The following is a 15,599-nucleotide window of genomic DNA, read 5'->3' as shown; positions in this document are numbered from 1 at the left end:
ACATGGCGGCGCTCGAAAAAGGCATCACGCAGAACGGCACCGGCTATTCCGGCAAGACCTGGAACATCCTCGGACAGGTATACTTCCCAAAGGCCGTAACGGATTCGACCTTTGCGTTCGAAACCAACAGTGATCCCGGCCAGTTCGTACCGGTCCACATCCACCCCACGCAGGACGAATTCATCCTGGTGCAGGACGGCATGCTCGATCTGAAGCTCGATGGCGTCTGGGTGCAGGCCAAGGCCGGCGACCTGGTGCGGTTGCCGCGCGGGATCCCGCACGGCTATTTCAACAAGTCGGACAAACCGGCGCGGGCGCTGTTCTGGGTTTCACCGACCCAGAAGCTGGAAGCACTTTTCAACCAGCTGCACAATCTGAGCGATGTCGCCGAGATCGTGCGCATCTCGGCCGAGCATGAAGTGAATTTTCTGCCGCCGGAAGCCAATGACTAAAACTCTTCGCGAAATTTAGCTGAGCCCGCGCGCAATGTGCCGCGCGGGCGACGATGGCAAAGCTCTGAGGCTGCGCGAAAGTATTTACGCCAGACATAGCGCGACAAACCCGGTATCCGCGAACCGCAGGTTCGCGCGATGACGAGCTTTCGATGTTCAAATTGACGTAAGCGGCCTTAAGCCCCGGCAGCCGGCAGGCTGGCAGCGGCAATCGCGACGATCTGGGCCAGGCGACGTCCGATCCGGGACGGCGCGTTGCGCAGAAATGTACCTACCTGTCGCATTTCATCTTCCATCGTGCCCGGCGGAACGGTTGTTCCCAGAAACGGGGCGCACTACGGAAAATGGTCGTAACGGGCTAACTAGTCGAGATGCCTACGAAAATAGCAATGCGCGCGTCGTCCGGGCGCCCTTTGGCAGTGGAATTATTGCCATGATCGCGCCCGCCGCGGGGGAAATTTTCTCCGCAGATTTGAGCCGCACTTTCGGCACTGAACCCGCCCCGGAGAGGACGGGTTCCAGGCCGCCTCGCCCTACTTCGGCATCACGATCCAGGACGTGCCGTCAAAGCGCGCCAGCCGCATCTGCTTGATGGGGAAAAAATCCTTGGCACTGGTGCTGAGGTCTATGCCCGGCAGCAGCATCGGAAGCTCCAGATCCTTCATGGAAGCCGCCTGCTGCATGACGTTCTCGCGCGTCAGCACGTCGCCGCATTGCCTGAGGACTTGGACGATGGTCTGGGCCATGGAGTAGCCATAGACATTGCTGCCGTCGATCAGGCTCCCGCGCGGATACCATTGCTTCATGAAGGCGAGCCAGTCCTGAAAGCCCTTGTCGCTTTCCCACACCTTGTCGGTGGGATCCTTCATATAGGCCGCCGTCACGGCGCCGATCGATTTCTCCAGACCGGCCGGAGCCAGAGCCGCGCCGACCGACGCGCCAACGCTCGGCAGGATGATCGCGGGCTTCCAGGTCAGCTCAAACGTCCGGCGGATCGCCTGGGCGACGAATCTCGGATTCGCGTGCAGGAAAAACACGTCGGCGCCGGCAGTCTTCAACGTGATGACTTGCGAGTCGACCGTAGGATCCGACAATTCATACGAGGTCTCGGCCACGATCAGCTTGGCGGCGTCACCGAGGCCCGCCTTGAAACCCTTGATGTAATCCTTTCCGGAATCATCGTTCTGATACAGCACGCCGATTTTTGCCGTCGGATACGTGGCAGCCGTGTAACGACCGAGAATGGCGCCTTCGATCTGGTAGCTGGGCTGCCATCCCATGGTCCACGGAAAATGTTCCGGATCGCCCCACCGCGTCGCGCCGGTCGCGACGAAAAGCTGCGGCACCTTTTTGATGTTCAGATATTTCTGAACCGCGGCGTTCGGCGCCGTGCCGAGCGAGCCGGCGATGAACAGAACATCATCCTGCTCGACCAGCTTGCGCGTGGCTTCCACCGTCTTGGACGAAACAAACCCGTCGTCTTGCGACAGCAGCGTGATCTTGCGGCCGTTGACGCCGCCCTCCGCATTGATCTTGTCAAAATAGGCCTTCATCACAAGGCCGATCGTTGCATAGGACGAAGCCGGCCCGCTGTACGGCATGGTCTGGCCGATCTTGATCTCGGTGTCGGATGCGCCGGGATCGTATTTCTTCTGTGCGGACGCTGCTCCCGTCCAGACGATGGCACTGACTACACCGGCAACAAGGGCCGGCCACAACGACTTGCTCAACATACGCTCACTCCCCTGTTTTCACTTTTCTTTCCGGCACGAGAAGAGCCGGCTATTGATTGACCCGTTGCCTCGCCGTGCTCAAAGCCCGGTGATGCCGCTGTCGACCGCCAGCGTCTGCGCGTTGACGTAAACGCTCTCGTCGGACATGAAGAACAGCGCGGCGTAGGCGATCTCCCACCCCGTCGCCATCCGCCCGAACGGCGCGCCGGACGCACTGCGCGACGGCCGGCCGGCGCTGGTGTGGCGGCCAAGCGGCGTATCGACCAGTCCGGGGCAGATGATGTTGGCGCGGATGCCGCGGCGCGCGCCTTCCTTGGCGACGTTGCGCATCAGGCCGCCAAGCGCCGCCTTCGACGTGTCATAGGCAATCAGCCGCGAGCCCGAGCGAAGCCCGGCGATCGACGAGATGAACACGATCGACGCCCCATCGGCGATATGCTTCAGCGCCTTGCGGCAACAGAGCATTGGACCGGTCAAATTGACCGCGAACGTGTCATTCCACTCCTTGAGATCGACACCGTCGAGCCCCAGCGCCCCGACGCCGATGCCGACATTGAGCACCATGCCGTCGAGTCCACCGAGACCGTCAACGGCCTCGTCGATCATCCTGTTCACATCGGCCTCGCGCGCAATATCCGCCTTGATCGAAAAAGCGAGACCGCCCTCGCCGGCAATGCGCTTTACGGTGTCATCGGCGCTGGCGCGGTGCAGGTCGGCGACCGCGACATGGGCGCCTTCCCTGGCAAACAGCATGGACATGGCCCGGCCGTTTCCGACCGGATCGGTCGCGGCGTCGAACGTCCGCTGACCGCCACCGACGACCAGGATCCTGCGGCCCCGAAGCCGGCCGCGGCCCGGAGCCTGACCTTCGGACGCCGCGCTAAGCTGGCGGACATAGCGCATTTTCTCTGTCATCTTTACCTCGACCCGTGTTGGCGCGCCGAGCCATTGCCGACCCGCATCGCCGGGATCACGCCGGCTTCGGCGTGCGCCATTATTTGAAAGATGCTCGGCTTGACCGCCATCCGGTCAAAGGATGCGCGGATGTCTCCGATCGTCGCGTCCGGATCAATCAGGGATAACCTTGCCACGCACTTCTCCCTTAGCTTTTCGTTTTTTTGTATTTGTTGGGTCTGCGACGTCGCTGATGGCGATCAACGAGAAGAAGAAACCGAGAAACCGCTCGATGGCTTCCATCACCTTGTCGCGCGGTGACGACTGCGCGCCCATCACATAGTGCTCGAGGCGGATGTAGATCAGGCCGGCCGCGAACAGCCGCGCCGTCTCGCGCGGATCCGGTGTCTTGACGAGACCGGCCAGCGTGAAACCGCGGAAATAATCCGTCATCAGGCGCTGCTCGCGCGCATAGAACTGATCGGCGAATTTCGCGCGAATGCCCGGGACCCGGTTTCGTTCCGCCGTGATGACCTTCTGGAATTGATGCTCGCGCGGGTCCGACCATTGGTCGACGAGGTCGAGGGCAAACTGCCGGCAAAACGCCGCGGGCTGGTCGCGCAACTGGCGATAGCGCGGCTGCTCGAGGCGGCTCGCCGAACTCGCCGGCCCGTGCTCGCTGACGATCGCTTCCAGGATCGCCGCCTTGCCCGGGAAGTGGTTGTAAAGGCTGCTTTCACGGACACCGACCCGGCGCGCCAGTTCGCGCATCGAGGCGCCGCCATAGCCGCTCTCGGCAAACAGGCTGAGCGCTTCGGCAAGAATGCGCTCGCGGGTGGAGGTCGCGACCGTTTCGGCCGCACTGGAAGCAGAGGAAATCATGCACATTGACTAACGAACGATCGTTCGATAGTCAACCAAACGAACGATCGTTCGTACACCCGAACGACCGGAAAGCCCGCCCGAAGAGGCGGGAAACCTGGGAGGAGCTACAAAGTGCGCCGTTTTCCTGGATCCCGACTTCACGCCCTCGGCATCGCCCTGTCGGTGCTGGCGGCCATCCCCGCGCAGGCGCAAGGCGCCGCGAAATACGACACGGGCGCTGACGACAAGACGATCAAGATCGGCACCACGGCCCCCCTCAGCGGGCCGGTTTCCGCCTTCGCGCAGATCGCGAAATCCGCCGAAGCCTATTTTCGCAAGATCAATGACGAAGGCGGCGTCAACGGGCGCCGGATCCAGATGATCATCGCGGACGACGCCTACAGTCCCCCCAAGACCGTCGAACAGACCCGCCGCCTGGTCGAAAGCGATGAGGTGCTGTTGATCTTCGGCGGCGTCGGAACGCCGACCAACAACGCCGTGCACAAATATCTCAACGACAAGAAGGTGCCGCAACTCTTCCTCGGCTCCGGCGCCGCGAAGTGGGACGATCCGAAGAGTTTCCCGTGGACGGTCGGCTGGCAGCCGACCTATCGCGACGAGGCTCTCGCCTATTCCAAATACATCAGGGACAGCCACCCGAGGGCAAAGATCGGCGTTCTCTATCAAAACGACGATCTAGGAAAAGACTATCTGAAGGCGCTGGAGGAAGGTCTCGGCGGCAGCGATCAGATCGTCTCCAAGGCCCCCTATGAAACCACCTCCCCCACCATCGATACCCAGATACTGCTCTTGAAGAGCAGCGGCGCCGATGTCGTGCTGGTGGCGGCCACGCCGAAATTCGCCGCGCAAGCGATCCGGAAGATCGCCGAGATCGGATGGAAGCCGACCACGATTATTTCAAACGTATCTGCCTCCATCAGCGGCGTGCTCGAACCGGCGGGGCGCGAGAATTCGGTCGGCGTCGTCTCCAGCCAGTATCTGAAAGACAGCACCGATCCCGGCCTGAAGGACGACCCTGGCTACAAGGAATGGCTGGCCTTCATGGAGAAATATCTGCCGGACGCCAACAAGAGCGACTGGCTGAACGTGTACGGCTACACCATCGCCCAGACATTGGTAACGACGCTCAAGGCCGCCGGTAACGATCTGACCCGCGCCAATGTGATGAAGCAGGCGACCAACCTGAAAGACGTTCGCCTGCCGATGCTGATCAACGGCACCGCGGTGAATAATTCGCCGGAACGCTATACGCCGATGACGAGCATGCGGCTGATCCGCTACGACGGAACACGCTGGGTGCCGTTCGGCGATTTGCTGCAGAACTGACAGGCCCAGCATGGAGACGCTGAAAATCGGCAGCATGCGGATCGACCGGCTGGTCGAGATTGCCAGTCTGCCGTTTGAAAGGAACTGGTTGTTCGCCAACGTCGATGACGAGGTGATCGCGGCTAACAGCGACTGGCTGGACGAACGATACATCGAGCCCGGCACCGGGCGGATGATCCTCAGCCACCACTCCTATGTGGTCCGCACCGGGCGATGGACCGCCCTGGTCGACACCTGCTGCGGCAATCACAAGCCGCGGCCGCGCGTCCCGGTATGGAACCAGCTCAACCAGCCTTATCTGGAAAAAATGCAAGCACTCGGCGTTCGTCCCGAAGACGTCGACTTCGTGATGTGCACCCATCTGCATGTCGATCACGTCGGCTGGAACACGCGGCTCATCGACGGGCGCTGGGTCCCGACCTTCCCGAACGCGCGGTACCTGATGGGCCGCACCGAGTATCGCCATTGGGAGCAGGCGCACGCCGCCACGCCCAACAATCCGGTCAATCACGGATCGTTCGCAGATTCGGTGTTGCCGGTGGTTGCCGCCGGACAGGCGGAATTCGTGGAAACCGACCATCTGCTGTTCGACGATCGAAACGCGATGATGCACTTTGAGCCCGCCCCGGGCCATACGATCGGCAATATGCAGATACATTTGAACGGCAGGCATGATCATGCGGTCATGTCCGGCGACATCATCCATCATCCGATCCAGTGCGCGGCGCCCTGGCTGTCGAACGCGGCGGATTTCGATAGGGAGGCCGCGCGGACCACCCGTATCAAACTGCTCGAGCGGCTCGCGGACACGCCGAGCATCCTTCTTGCGGCGCACTTTCCGGCACCGACCGCCGGCCGCGTGGTATCGAAGGGATCCGCCTTCCGGTTCGTTTTCCTGTAGCGCCTATTTCGGCGCAAACCCGAACGTCCGCTCGAAGCGCTTGGCATAGGCCGGCCAGACCTCGGGATTGACGATGCGCGGCGGCCGCTTGCCGTCGAGCGCGTCGAGGATCTGTTCGGCGGCGATCCTGCCCATGTTGACGCGGGCTTCCCTGGTGACACCTGCCGTATGCGGGCTGGCCAGCACATTGTCGAACTGCAGCAGAGGGTGTTCCGGCGGCGGCGGCTCCTTGTCCCAGACGTCGAGCCCGGCACCGGCGATCCGCTTGTCGCGCAGCGCATCGTACAACGCGGCCTCGTCGTGAATGAAGCCGCGCGCGGTGGTGATGAAGAACGCATGCGGCTGCATCAGCGCGAACTGTTTTGCACCGATCATGCGGCGATTGTCTTTTGTCAGTGGGCAGGAAATCGAAACGAAGTCCGAGCGGCGCATCAGATCGTCGAGCTCGACCTTCTCCGCGCCCCGCGCCGCGATTTCCTCTGCCGTCAGATAGGGATCGTAGGCGATCACCTTCATGTGCAGCAGTCCCTTGCAGAGTTCGGCGATGCGGCGGCCGACATTGCCGATCCCGACGATGCCGATGGTCTTGCCCTGCGCTTCGTTGCCGATCAGCGCATTGCGATTGACATTGGCCTCTCGGCGAAGCGCACGGTCGGATTCGAGGATGCGCTTCGACAGCGTCAGCAGCATGCCAAGCGCGTGCTCGGCCACGGAATTGGCGTTGCCGCCGGTCTGGTTGACCACCAGCACGCCGGCCGCGGTGCAGGCATCGACATCGACGGGGTCAAAGCCCGCGCCGTTGCTGGAGACGATGAGCAAATTCGGCGCCCGCTTCAGAAGATCTGCATGGGCATGGAAATGCGGCGCCAGTTCATCGCGCGCCGCCCCGATCTGATAGGCGTGCGCCGCGGCCAGAATCGGCGCCGCGACGGATTCAGGGCTCTCGTTTTCCAGCTTGTCGAGCCGCACATCGGCCCTGGTCTTCAGGATCTCGGTGTAGATCTCGTGGGCGAGATATTTGACGTAGAACACGCGCTTGTTGTTGACGGTCATCTTGTTGTGCAACTTTCAGTTCGGGAAATCGTAGAGTTTGGCGGGATTGCTGACGAGGATGCGCTGCTGCGTTGCCTTATCAGGCGTCCACATCTGAAACAATTCGAGAAGGTGTCCGGCGTCCGGCATTTCGCCCTCGACCCGCGGATGCGGCCAGTCGCCGCCCCAGACCAGGCGCTCCGGATTTATCTTGACCAGCATCTCGTGGAACGGCCGCGCTTCGGGATAGTCAGGCGCGTTTTGGCTCAGCCGATGCGCGCCCGACAATTTCGCCCAGCACCAGCCCTCGCCGACCGCACGCAACAGGCTCTGGAAACCTTCGGTGCCGGTGCCGGCGCGCGCATCGGTGCGGCCCATGTGATCGATCACGACAGGCAGGCCGAGTTTTTTGAGGACCGGAATCGTCTGCGGCAGATCCTTGACATCGATCCAGAGCTGCAGGTGCCAGCCAAGCTCGGCCATGACAGGCGCAAGCTTCTCGGCCTCCGTCAACGGCACGCCACCGCGATAGTGCAATTGGCCATCGCGAAAGAAGTGATTGAAGCGCAGGCCTCGGACGCCGGCGCCGTGCCACGCGCGCAGTTCGTCAGGCGAGACATTGGCGTCGGCCACCGCGACGCCGCGCAGGCGGCCGGGCTCTCGCCGCAGCGCATCGAGCATCGCCGCATTGTCGCGGCCGTGCGCACTGCCCTGCACCAGCACGCCGCGCGCAAAGCCGAGCGTGTCGAGCATGCCGAGATATTTTTCCAGCGGCGCATCCGGCGGGGTGTAGCTGCGATCATCCGCATAGGGAAAGCGATCCGATGGGCCGAATACATGGGCATGGGTATCGCAGGCGCCAGGCGGCAACGGCACCTTGGGACGGCTGACAGGTCGGGGCGGAAGGCAGGCTGGAATCATCGGAGGCACCACATCGTTATTCCGCCTTCATCCCGGAAGCTTTGATGATCGGCTCCCATTTTTCGTAATCGGCACGGATCCTGGCGTCGAATTGTTGCGGTGAGCTGCCGATCGGCTGCGCGCCGAGCTTGCCGAGGCGCTCCTTCACGGCCTCCGTGTTCAAGGCCGCGACGAAATCATGTGAGAGTTTTGTGAGTATCTCGGGCGGCATGCCGGCCGGTCCAAGCAGGCCCCACCACACGCCGGTGTCATAGCCCGGTACGGCTTCCGACATGCTCGGGACGTTGGGCAGGAGCGGCGCGCGATCGGCCGTGGTGACGGCGAGCGCACGAAGCGTGCCGGCTTGAAGCTGCCCGACCGATTCCGGGCCGTTGTTGAACGACATCGGAATTTGCCCGCCGAGCAGATCGTTGATCGCGGGTGCCCCGCCCTTGTACGGAATGGCGTTGAGATCGACTTTCGCGAGATTCTTCAGGAGTTCGCCAGCCAGATGCGTCGACGTGCCGGTGCCGGCATGGGCAAATGACAGACTGCCCGGCTTTGCCTTCGCCGCCGCGATCACATCGGCCACCGCCTTGAACGGAGAATCCGCACGCACCAGCAGGATATTGGGCGACGACCCGAGTAGCGAAATCGGCGTGAAGTCCTTGAAGGTGTCGTAGGGAATTTTGGGATACAGCAACGGATTGGTGGCATGACCGCTCGCCACCATGATCAGCGTGTAGCCGTCAGGCGGCGAGGTCACGACCGCCTGCGAGGCAATGACGCCGCCGGCGCCCGGGCGGTTCTCGACCACGACCGACTGGCCCCATTGCTTGGACACCACCTCACCCAGCGTGCGCGTCAGGACATCGACGCCGCCGCCGGCGGGATAGGGCACGAAAATACGCACGGGCTTTGAAGGGAACGATTGCGCGGATGCCGCGCCCACCGCAGCGAGCATCAATGCCGCAACCGCAGCCATCCGGAACCAAACTCCCACGGCAGCCCTCCCGATGTTCTCGTTATCTCACATTGTCGCATGCCGGCGCGTTGAAGCCATCGCCAAGCCTGCAGATCACGGTAACGATGAAGGCATGTTGACAATCTCGTCCGCGGCGTCAAGTTTCGGCGCAGCAAAAGCTGCGCGACGGCACCACGTCGCGAACGAGAATTTTCGGAAGATCGAGGGAGAAGACAGTATGGCGGTTGCGGAGGAAAAAACCTCGCCCAAGACTTCGCTGGAGAACAGCTCGCAGGAGAAGAGCTGGCACGGCATCGTGCTGCAATCTCTCAAGCGCAACGATATCAGTCTGGTGCCCTATGTGCCCGATCGCATCCTGACGACGCTGATCAAGAACCTGCATGCCGATCCGTTTTTCACGACCTTTCCGACCGCGCGCGAGGAAGAAGCCGTCGGCATCGTCTCCGGCGCCTGGATGGGCGGGCGGCGGGGCGCGGTGCTGATGCAGACGTCGGGCTTTGCAACGCTCGCCAACGTGCTGGCCTCGCTGGCGATGCCCTACCAGATCCCGCTGATCTTGTTCGTGACCGAACGCGGCACGCTCGGCGAGTTCAACTACGGCCAGTCGCTGGTATGCCGCACCATGCGCCCGGTGCTGGATTCGCTGGCGATGGAGCATCACACCTGCACACGCCTCGACGAGTTCGAATTCATCTGCGACCGCTCGATCAAGCAGTCCATCACCACGCAGGCGCCGGTGGCGCTGATCCTCTCGCCGCTTCTGACCGGCGGCAAGACCTTCGACAAGTGAGCGATGTCATGAACAGCACCCCTGCCCGCAATACCAAGGTCATGAACCGCTTCGATCTCACCTCGCGGCTGGTCGCCAAGCTGAAGAACGAGGAAGCCGTGGTCGGCGGTATCGGCAACACCAATTTCGACCTGTGGGCCGCCGGCCACCGGCCGCAGAACTTTTACATGCTCGGCAGCATGGGCCTCGCCTTTCCGATCGCGCTCGGCGTCGCACTGGCGCAACCGGAGCGTCGCATCTTCGCGCTTGAAGGCGACGGCTCGCTGTTGATGCAACTGGGCGCGCTGTCGACGATCGCAACCCTGGCGCCGAAGAATCTCACGATGGTGGTGATGGACAACGGCGTCTACCAAATCACCGGCGCGCAGCCGACGCCAGGCGCTGTTGTCGCCGACATCGTTGCGATCGCGATCGCCAGCGGTCTCGGCAACAGCGCCTGGGCCGCCGACGAGGACGATTTCGAACGCCTGATCGATCAATCCATGTCCACCGCGGGGCCGACCCTGATCGGCGTGCGGATCGACGACAAACCGGGCGTCGGCATCACCCGGCGCGATCCCGTGCAGATCAGGGAACGGTTCATGCACGGGCTGGGTGTGCGGGAACCGCTCTAGCTTTTTGTTTTGACGCGTTTTCTTCACGCGAACCGGGCTCCATCCCGCATCAAGTGCGGGACAGGCTTTCGCTCGAAAACGCTCTAGTATTAGGCATTAACCACACGACATCGTGGCTGTTCGCAGGTGCAATATTCGCGTCCTGAACATGCTAAGCCGGGCTCATGTCAATTGCCCTCAAGCTCTTCGCCTGGTGTCTTGCCGCAGCCGTCGCATTCGCAACCCTGGGGCCGCCGGGTTATCGGCCGCACGCCAGCGTTCTCGGACAGGACGGCGAACATGCGCTCGCCTTCGTATTGCTTGGCCTCGCGTTCGGCCTGGCCTACACGCGAAACCGTTTGTTTACGGCGGCCACCGGCGTCGGCCTGACCGGCGTGATCGAGATCCTGCAATTCTGGGCGCCGGGGCGGCACGCGCGGCTGGAGGATTTTCTGGTCGACGCGTTTGCAGTCTGCGTTGGCCTCGCCGCTGCGGCGGCCTTCGATCTGGTCGTCAAGCGAACGCAACGATCGAGCGCCGGCGCGTCGTGACGGCCGGTGCGTCCTGACGCAACAATCCCCGCGGGAGGATTGCCCCCGCGAGGATCAATTGCAAGCTGCGCGCTTAGTCGATGATCTTGATGACCCGGCGCGTGCGCGGCTCCACGATCACGCGGCGATCATTGACGATCGCATAGCGATATTCGGTGTGGCTCGGCACCGTGCGCAATTCGACGGTCGACGGCAGCGGCTCGCCCACGACGACCCGCTCACGCACCACGACCGACGGCCCGCGCTCCGCCTGGATCGACGTGATCACGGCATTCGGAATTTCCAATCCAAGGCCTACGGCCGCACCCACGGTGCCGCCAACGACCTCGCCGACCGGACCTCCGACCTGACCACCCGCTCGGGCGCCGTCCTGCGCGCCCTGAACGGTGGTGGATTGGGCAAACGCCGCGCCCGAAGTCAGCAGCGAAGCGGCAATCAGCGAAACAGCTAAACGATTGTTCATCATGTCCTCCAGTGAATTGATGGTGCGTTTCAACCATCGGAGGCATTGGATGTTCCGGTTCCACGCGCGCCAATAAAGGGCACATGGAACAGGAAGTTCCGCATCAGGTTCCGCGTTCGATCAAGTCTTTCCAATCTCGTGGTTAGCCATCATCTCCAGCGCCTTCACCATGCCGGAATGATCCCACGCCTTGCCGCCATGCGCCGCGCAGGAACTGAACAGCTGCTGTGCGATCGCCGTGTTCGGCAAGGATATGCCGAGCGAGCGCGCGCCTTCGAGGGCGAGGTTGAGATCCTTCTGATGCAGCTCGATGCGGAAACCCGGATCGAAATTGCGCTTGATCATGCGCTCGCCATGCACCTCGAGAATCCGCGACGACGCAAAGCCGCCCATCAGCGCCTGCCGCACCAGGGCCGGATCGGCACCGGCCTTCGATGCGAACAACAGCGCTTCGCCGACCGCCTCGATCGTCAGCGCGACGATGATCTGGTTGGCGACCTTGGTGGTCTGGCCGTCGCCATTGCCGCCGACCAGCGTGACGTTCTTGCCCATCTTGTCGAACACCGGCTTCATGGTGTTGAACGCGCGCTCGGGTCCACCCACCATGATGGTCAGGCTCGCCGCCTTGGCGCCGACCTCGCCGCCGGAAACCGGGGCATCGAGATAATCGGCGCCGAGCGCCTCGATCTTTTTGGCGAATTCTTTCGTGGCAAGCGGCGAGATCGAACTCATGTCGACCACGATCTGGCCCTTTGAAATCCCCTGCGCGACGCCGCCCTCGGAGAACAACACCGCTTCGACATGCGGCGTGTCCGGCACCATGATGATGACGACGTCGGATTTTTCCGCGACCTCCTTGCCCGATTTGCAGGCCACCCCGCCTTCGGCGACAAGCTCGGGCGGGATCGGCGCAACGTCGTGCAGGAACAGGTGATGGCCGGCAGTCTGGAGATGCTTCGCCATCGGGCGACCCATGGTGCCGAGGCCGATAAAGCCGATATCGATCATTTGGATTTTCCCTTGTTATTGACCAATCAGGTATCGAGCGTCAGGGCCGCGTGCCAGCCGAGGCCGTCGACGGTCGTCGTCCTCGGTTTATACTCGCATCCGACCCAGCCGCGATAGCCGATCGCGTCGAGATGCCGGAACAGGAACGGATAATTGATTTCACCGGTGCCGGGCTCGTTGCGGCCGGGGTTGTCGGCGAGCTGGACATGAGCGATGCGCGGCAGATGCTTCTGCAGGCTGCGCGCGATGTCCCCTTCCATGATCTGCATGTGGTAGATGTCGTACTGCACGAACAGGTTGCTCGATCGCACGTCTGATATGAGCTGGATCGCCTGTTCGGTACCGCTCAGGAAAAAGCCCGGAATGTCTGTTGTGTTGATCGGCTCGACCAGAAGCCTGATCCGTTCCTTGGCCAGCGCGTCGGCGGCAAAGCGCAAATTTCCGATCAGCACCTTGTTCAGTTCGTGCGCATCGGCGCCATCAGGCGCGATGCCGACCAGGCAATTGAGCTGACGGCAATCCAGCGCCTTGGCGTAATCGATGGCGCGCGCGACGCCGTCGCGGAATTCCTCGACCCGGTCAGGAAAAATCGCGATGCCGCGCTCGCCCGTCGCCCAGTTGCCGGCGGGCAGATTGTGCAGCACCTGGGTCAATCCGTGCTGCTGCAATTGCTCGCTGAGCTCGGCCTTGTCGAAATCATAGGGAAACAGATATTCGACGCCGCTGAAGCCGGCGGCCTTGGCCGCCGCAAAGCGATCTGGGAATGGCAGTTCGCCGAACAGCATGGTGAGGTTGGCGGCAAATTTGGGCATCGTCGATCTCCCCCTAAGCCGGCAACAATGTGCCAGATGTGTTCGACTTCGCCGGCGCATCGTCCAGCGGCAGATCGAGCACTTCCTCGAACTCGATGATGTTGTCGATCTCGGTGCCCATGGAGATGTTGGTGACGCGCTCGAGGATGAACTCGACCACCACAGGCACCTTGTGCTCCGCCATCCATTCGCGCGCGGTCGCGAACGCCGCCTGCGCGTCGTGCGGATCGGTGACGCGGATCGCCTTGCAGCCGAGGCCTTGCGCGACCGCGACGTGGTCGACGCCGTAGGCGCCAAGCTCCGGCGCGTTGATATTCTCGAACGACAACTGCACCTGATAGTCCATCTCGAATCCGCGCTGCGCCTGACGGATCAGGCCGAGATAGGAGTTGTTCACGACGACGTGGATGTAGGGCAGCTTGAACTGCGCGCCGACCGCGAGCTCCTCGATCAGGAACTGGAAGTCATAGTCGCCCGACAGCGCCACGATCTCGCGGGTCGGATCGGCGGCGCGCACGCCGAGCGCCGCGGGCAGCGTCCAGCCGAGCGGACCGGCCTGCCCGGCATTGATCCAGTTGCGCGGACCGTAGACGCCGAGGAATTGCGCGCCGGCGATCTGCGACAGGCCGATTACGCTGACGTAACAGGTGTCGCGGCCAAACGCGCGGCTCATCTCCTCGTAGACCCGCTGCGGCTTGATCGGGATGTCGTCAAAGCGGCTCCGGCGCAGCATGGTCCGCTTGCGGTCCTGGCAGGCGGCCGGCCAAGCCTGACGCTCTTTGAGTTTGCCGGTCTTGCGCCACTCCTTTGCAACGGTGACGAACAGTTCCAGTGCCGCCTTGGCGTCGGACACGATGCCGAAATCCGGGTTGAAGACACGGCCGATCTGCGTCGGCTCGATGTCGACATGCACGAAGGTGCGGCCCTTGGTGTAGGTCTCGATCGAGCCGGTGTGGCGGTTGGCCCAGCGGTTGCCGATCCCGAGCACGAAGTCGGATTGCAGCATGGTGGCGTTGCCGTAACGGTGGCTGGTCTGCAGCCCGACCATGCCCGCCATCAGCACGTGGTCATCGGGGATGGCGCCCCACCCCATCAGCGTCGGCACCACGGGAACGTTGACAGCCTCGGCAAACGCCACCAGCAATTCGGATGCGTCGGCATTGATGACGCCGCCGCCCGCCACGATCAGCGGACGCTCCGCGGCGTTGAGCATCGCCAGCGCCTTCTCGATCTGCCTGCGCGTCGCTGATGGTTTGTAGACCGGCAGCGGCTCGTAGGTCTCGTCGTCGAACTCGATCTCGGCAAGCTGCACGTCGAGCGGCAGGTCGATTAGCACAGGCCCGGGACGGCCCGAACGCATGATGTGAAAGGCCTGGCTGAACACGCGCGGTACCAGCGCGGGCTCGCGCACCGTGACAGCCCATTTCGTCACAGGCTTTGCGATCGATTCAATATCGACCGCCTGAAAGTCTTCCTTGTACAGCCGCGCGCGCGGCGCCTGCCCGGTGATGCACAGGATCGGGATCGAATCCGCAATCGCCGAATAAAGCCCGGTGATCATGTCGGTGCCGGCCGGACCTGACGTGCCGATGCAGACGCCGATATTGCCGGCTTTGGCGCGGGTATAGCCCTCGGCCATGTGGGACGCGCCCTCGACATGGCGCGCCAGGATGTGGCTGATCGAACCGCGCCGCTTCAGCGCGGAGTAAAGCGGGTTGATCGCCGCTCCCGGCACGCCGAAGGCGGTCACCACGCCTTCCTTTTCGAGGATACGTACCGCGGCATCGATCGCTCGCATCTTCGCCATTTTGCACCTCGCTTGACCGTGTTGCTCTGGCGCGATCATCACGGCTGCCACCTTCGATCTCAACGACGTCGCATTTGTTTCCCGCGATGTGGGAGGAATTGGGAAAAGCACGGTGGATCATGTGGTTGGATGGAAGGATCGGTGAAACGATGAGATCGGCGAACGAGAGCCGAAGCTCTATCAGCCGTCGTCCCGGCCTAGTGCGCAATTGCGCACGGGGGCTGGGTCCCATAACCACCAGCGATCATTGTTTTGCACGCTGGTCGTCATCTTCCTTTTTTAGCAACGGGGGCCGCGGCGTATGGGTCCCGGCCTTCGCCGGGACGACAAAAATTATTCTCGCGACGCATTGCGCCCGAGCTTTGCCAGTAACTTCCCGCCCTCTCATCAAGAGGGCGCAGGGAAGACCGGGTGCGCGCTGCACCCGCGGTCTCGCGTGCGGTTTGCACAAAACAAAGTGCACACGA

General features: G+C 62.6%; 17 protein-coding genes. 6 read left to right on the top strand and 11 right to left on the bottom strand.

The window, feature by feature from the left end; all coding sequences use genetic code 11:
* Positions 1–2 precede the first annotated feature (2 nt).
* Complete coding sequence (locus JQ611_RS29715) at positions 3–452, top strand: cupin domain-containing protein (RefSeq protein ID WP_211996955.1); 450 nt, start codon at positions 3–5, stop codon at positions 450–452.
* 533 nt (positions 453–985) lie between these two features.
* Here the strand turns inward: JQ611_RS29715 and JQ611_RS29710 are convergent.
* The 4 genes from JQ611_RS29710 to JQ611_RS29695 form a co-directional block, all read right to left on the bottom strand.
* Complete coding sequence (locus JQ611_RS29710; RefSeq protein WP_212391085.1) at positions 986–2,185, bottom strand: ABC transporter substrate-binding protein; 1,200 nt, start codon at positions 2,183–2,185, stop codon at positions 986–988.
* Positions 2,186–2,263: 78 nt separating this feature from the next.
* On the bottom strand, positions 2,264–3,100 hold the full coding sequence (locus JQ611_RS29705) for an SDR family NAD(P)-dependent oxidoreductase (protein ID WP_212269076.1): 837 nt from the start codon (positions 3,098–3,100) through the stop codon (positions 2,264–2,266).
* A 2-nt stretch (positions 3,101–3,102) separates the two neighbouring features.
* Positions 3,103–3,276, bottom strand: coding sequence for a hypothetical protein (locus JQ611_RS29700; RefSeq protein ID WP_409410655.1), 174 nt, complete (start codon positions 3,274–3,276; stop codon positions 3,103–3,105).
* Complete coding sequence (locus JQ611_RS29695; RefSeq protein WP_212269075.1) at positions 3,254–3,961, bottom strand: TetR/AcrR family transcriptional regulator; 708 nt, start codon at positions 3,959–3,961, stop codon at positions 3,254–3,256. Before JQ611_RS29695 ends, JQ611_RS29700 begins: the two co-directional genes overlap by 23 nt.
* A 114-nt stretch (positions 3,962–4,075) precedes the next feature.
* Between JQ611_RS29695 and JQ611_RS29690 the strand changes: the two genes are divergently transcribed.
* Positions 4,076–5,290, top strand: a complete 1,215-nt coding sequence (locus JQ611_RS29690; RefSeq protein ID WP_212269074.1) for an ABC transporter substrate-binding protein — start codon at positions 4,076–4,078, stop codon at positions 5,288–5,290.
* A 10-nt stretch (positions 5,291–5,300) separates the two neighbouring features.
* Positions 5,301–6,191, top strand: a complete 891-nt coding sequence (locus JQ611_RS29685; protein WP_212467441.1) for an MBL fold metallo-hydrolase — start codon at positions 5,301–5,303, stop codon at positions 6,189–6,191.
* Between the two features lie 3 nt (positions 6,192–6,194).
* Here JQ611_RS29685 and JQ611_RS29680 read toward each other — a convergent pair whose 3' ends face one another.
* The 3 genes from JQ611_RS29680 to JQ611_RS29670 are packed head-to-tail and all read right to left on the bottom strand — an operon-like array spanning position 6,195 to position 9,108.
* On the bottom strand, positions 6,195–7,244 hold the full coding sequence (locus tag JQ611_RS29680) for a hydroxyacid dehydrogenase (RefSeq protein ID WP_212467440.1): 1,050 nt from the start codon (positions 7,242–7,244) through the stop codon (positions 6,195–6,197).
* Positions 7,245–7,259: 15 nt separating this feature from the next.
* The gene (locus tag JQ611_RS29675; protein ID WP_212467439.1) at positions 7,260–8,144 is read right to left on the bottom strand and encodes an amidohydrolase; all 885 of its coding nucleotides are present in this window, start codon (positions 8,142–8,144) and stop codon (positions 7,260–7,262) included.
* Between the two features lie 16 nt (positions 8,145–8,160).
* Positions 8,161–9,108, bottom strand: coding sequence for a tripartite tricarboxylate transporter substrate binding protein (locus JQ611_RS29670; protein ID WP_212467469.1), 948 nt, complete (start codon positions 9,106–9,108; stop codon positions 8,161–8,163).
* Between the two features lie 217 nt (positions 9,109–9,325).
* Between JQ611_RS29670 and JQ611_RS29665 the strand changes: the two genes are divergently transcribed.
* The 3 genes from JQ611_RS29665 to JQ611_RS29655 all read left to right on the top strand — a co-directional run bounded on the left by JQ611_RS29665 (position 9,326) and on the right by JQ611_RS29655 (position 11,042).
* Positions 9,326–9,898, top strand: a complete 573-nt coding sequence (locus JQ611_RS29665; protein WP_212467438.1) for a thiamine pyrophosphate-binding protein — start codon at positions 9,326–9,328, stop codon at positions 9,896–9,898.
* Between the two features lie 8 nt (positions 9,899–9,906).
* Positions 9,907–10,512 carry a thiamine pyrophosphate-dependent enzyme gene (locus JQ611_RS29660; RefSeq protein ID WP_212467437.1) on the top strand — a complete coding sequence of 202 codons (606 nt, stop codon included), beginning with the start codon at positions 9,907–9,909 and terminating at the stop codon, positions 10,510–10,512.
* Between the two features lie 164 nt (positions 10,513–10,676).
* Positions 10,677–11,042, top strand: coding sequence for a VanZ family protein (locus JQ611_RS29655; RefSeq protein ID WP_212467436.1), 366 nt, complete (start codon positions 10,677–10,679; stop codon positions 11,040–11,042).
* Positions 11,043–11,115: 73 nt separating this feature from the next.
* On the opposite strand, the gene JQ611_RS29650 is transcribed toward JQ611_RS29655, so the two are convergent.
* From JQ611_RS29650 to gcl, 4 genes are all read right to left on the bottom strand, one after another.
* Positions 11,116–11,505 carry a DUF1236 domain-containing protein gene (locus tag JQ611_RS29650; RefSeq protein ID WP_212269067.1) on the bottom strand — a complete coding sequence of 130 codons (390 nt, stop codon included), beginning with the start codon at positions 11,503–11,505 and terminating at the stop codon, positions 11,116–11,118.
* Positions 11,506–11,625: 120 nt separating this feature from the next.
* Positions 11,626–12,513 carry a 2-hydroxy-3-oxopropionate reductase gene (locus JQ611_RS29645; RefSeq protein ID WP_212467435.1) on the bottom strand — a complete coding sequence of 296 codons (888 nt, stop codon included), beginning with the start codon at positions 12,511–12,513 and terminating at the stop codon, positions 11,626–11,628.
* 26 nt (positions 12,514–12,539) lie between these two features.
* On the bottom strand, positions 12,540–13,325 hold the full coding sequence (hyi, locus tag JQ611_RS29640) for a hydroxypyruvate isomerase (protein ID WP_212467434.1): 786 nt from the start codon (positions 13,323–13,325) through the stop codon (positions 12,540–12,542).
* A 13-nt stretch (positions 13,326–13,338) separates the two neighbouring features.
* Complete coding sequence (gene gcl, locus JQ611_RS29635) at positions 13,339–15,132, bottom strand: glyoxylate carboligase (RefSeq protein WP_212391063.1); 1,794 nt, start codon at positions 15,130–15,132, stop codon at positions 13,339–13,341.
* Positions 15,133–15,599 lie beyond the last annotated feature (467 nt).

This window comes from Bradyrhizobium sp. AUGA SZCCT0182, from assembly GCF_018130185.1.
Classification (GTDB): domain Bacteria; phylum Pseudomonadota; class Alphaproteobacteria; order Rhizobiales; family Xanthobacteraceae; genus Bradyrhizobium.
This window is presented reverse-complemented; position numbering and strand designations above follow the sequence as displayed.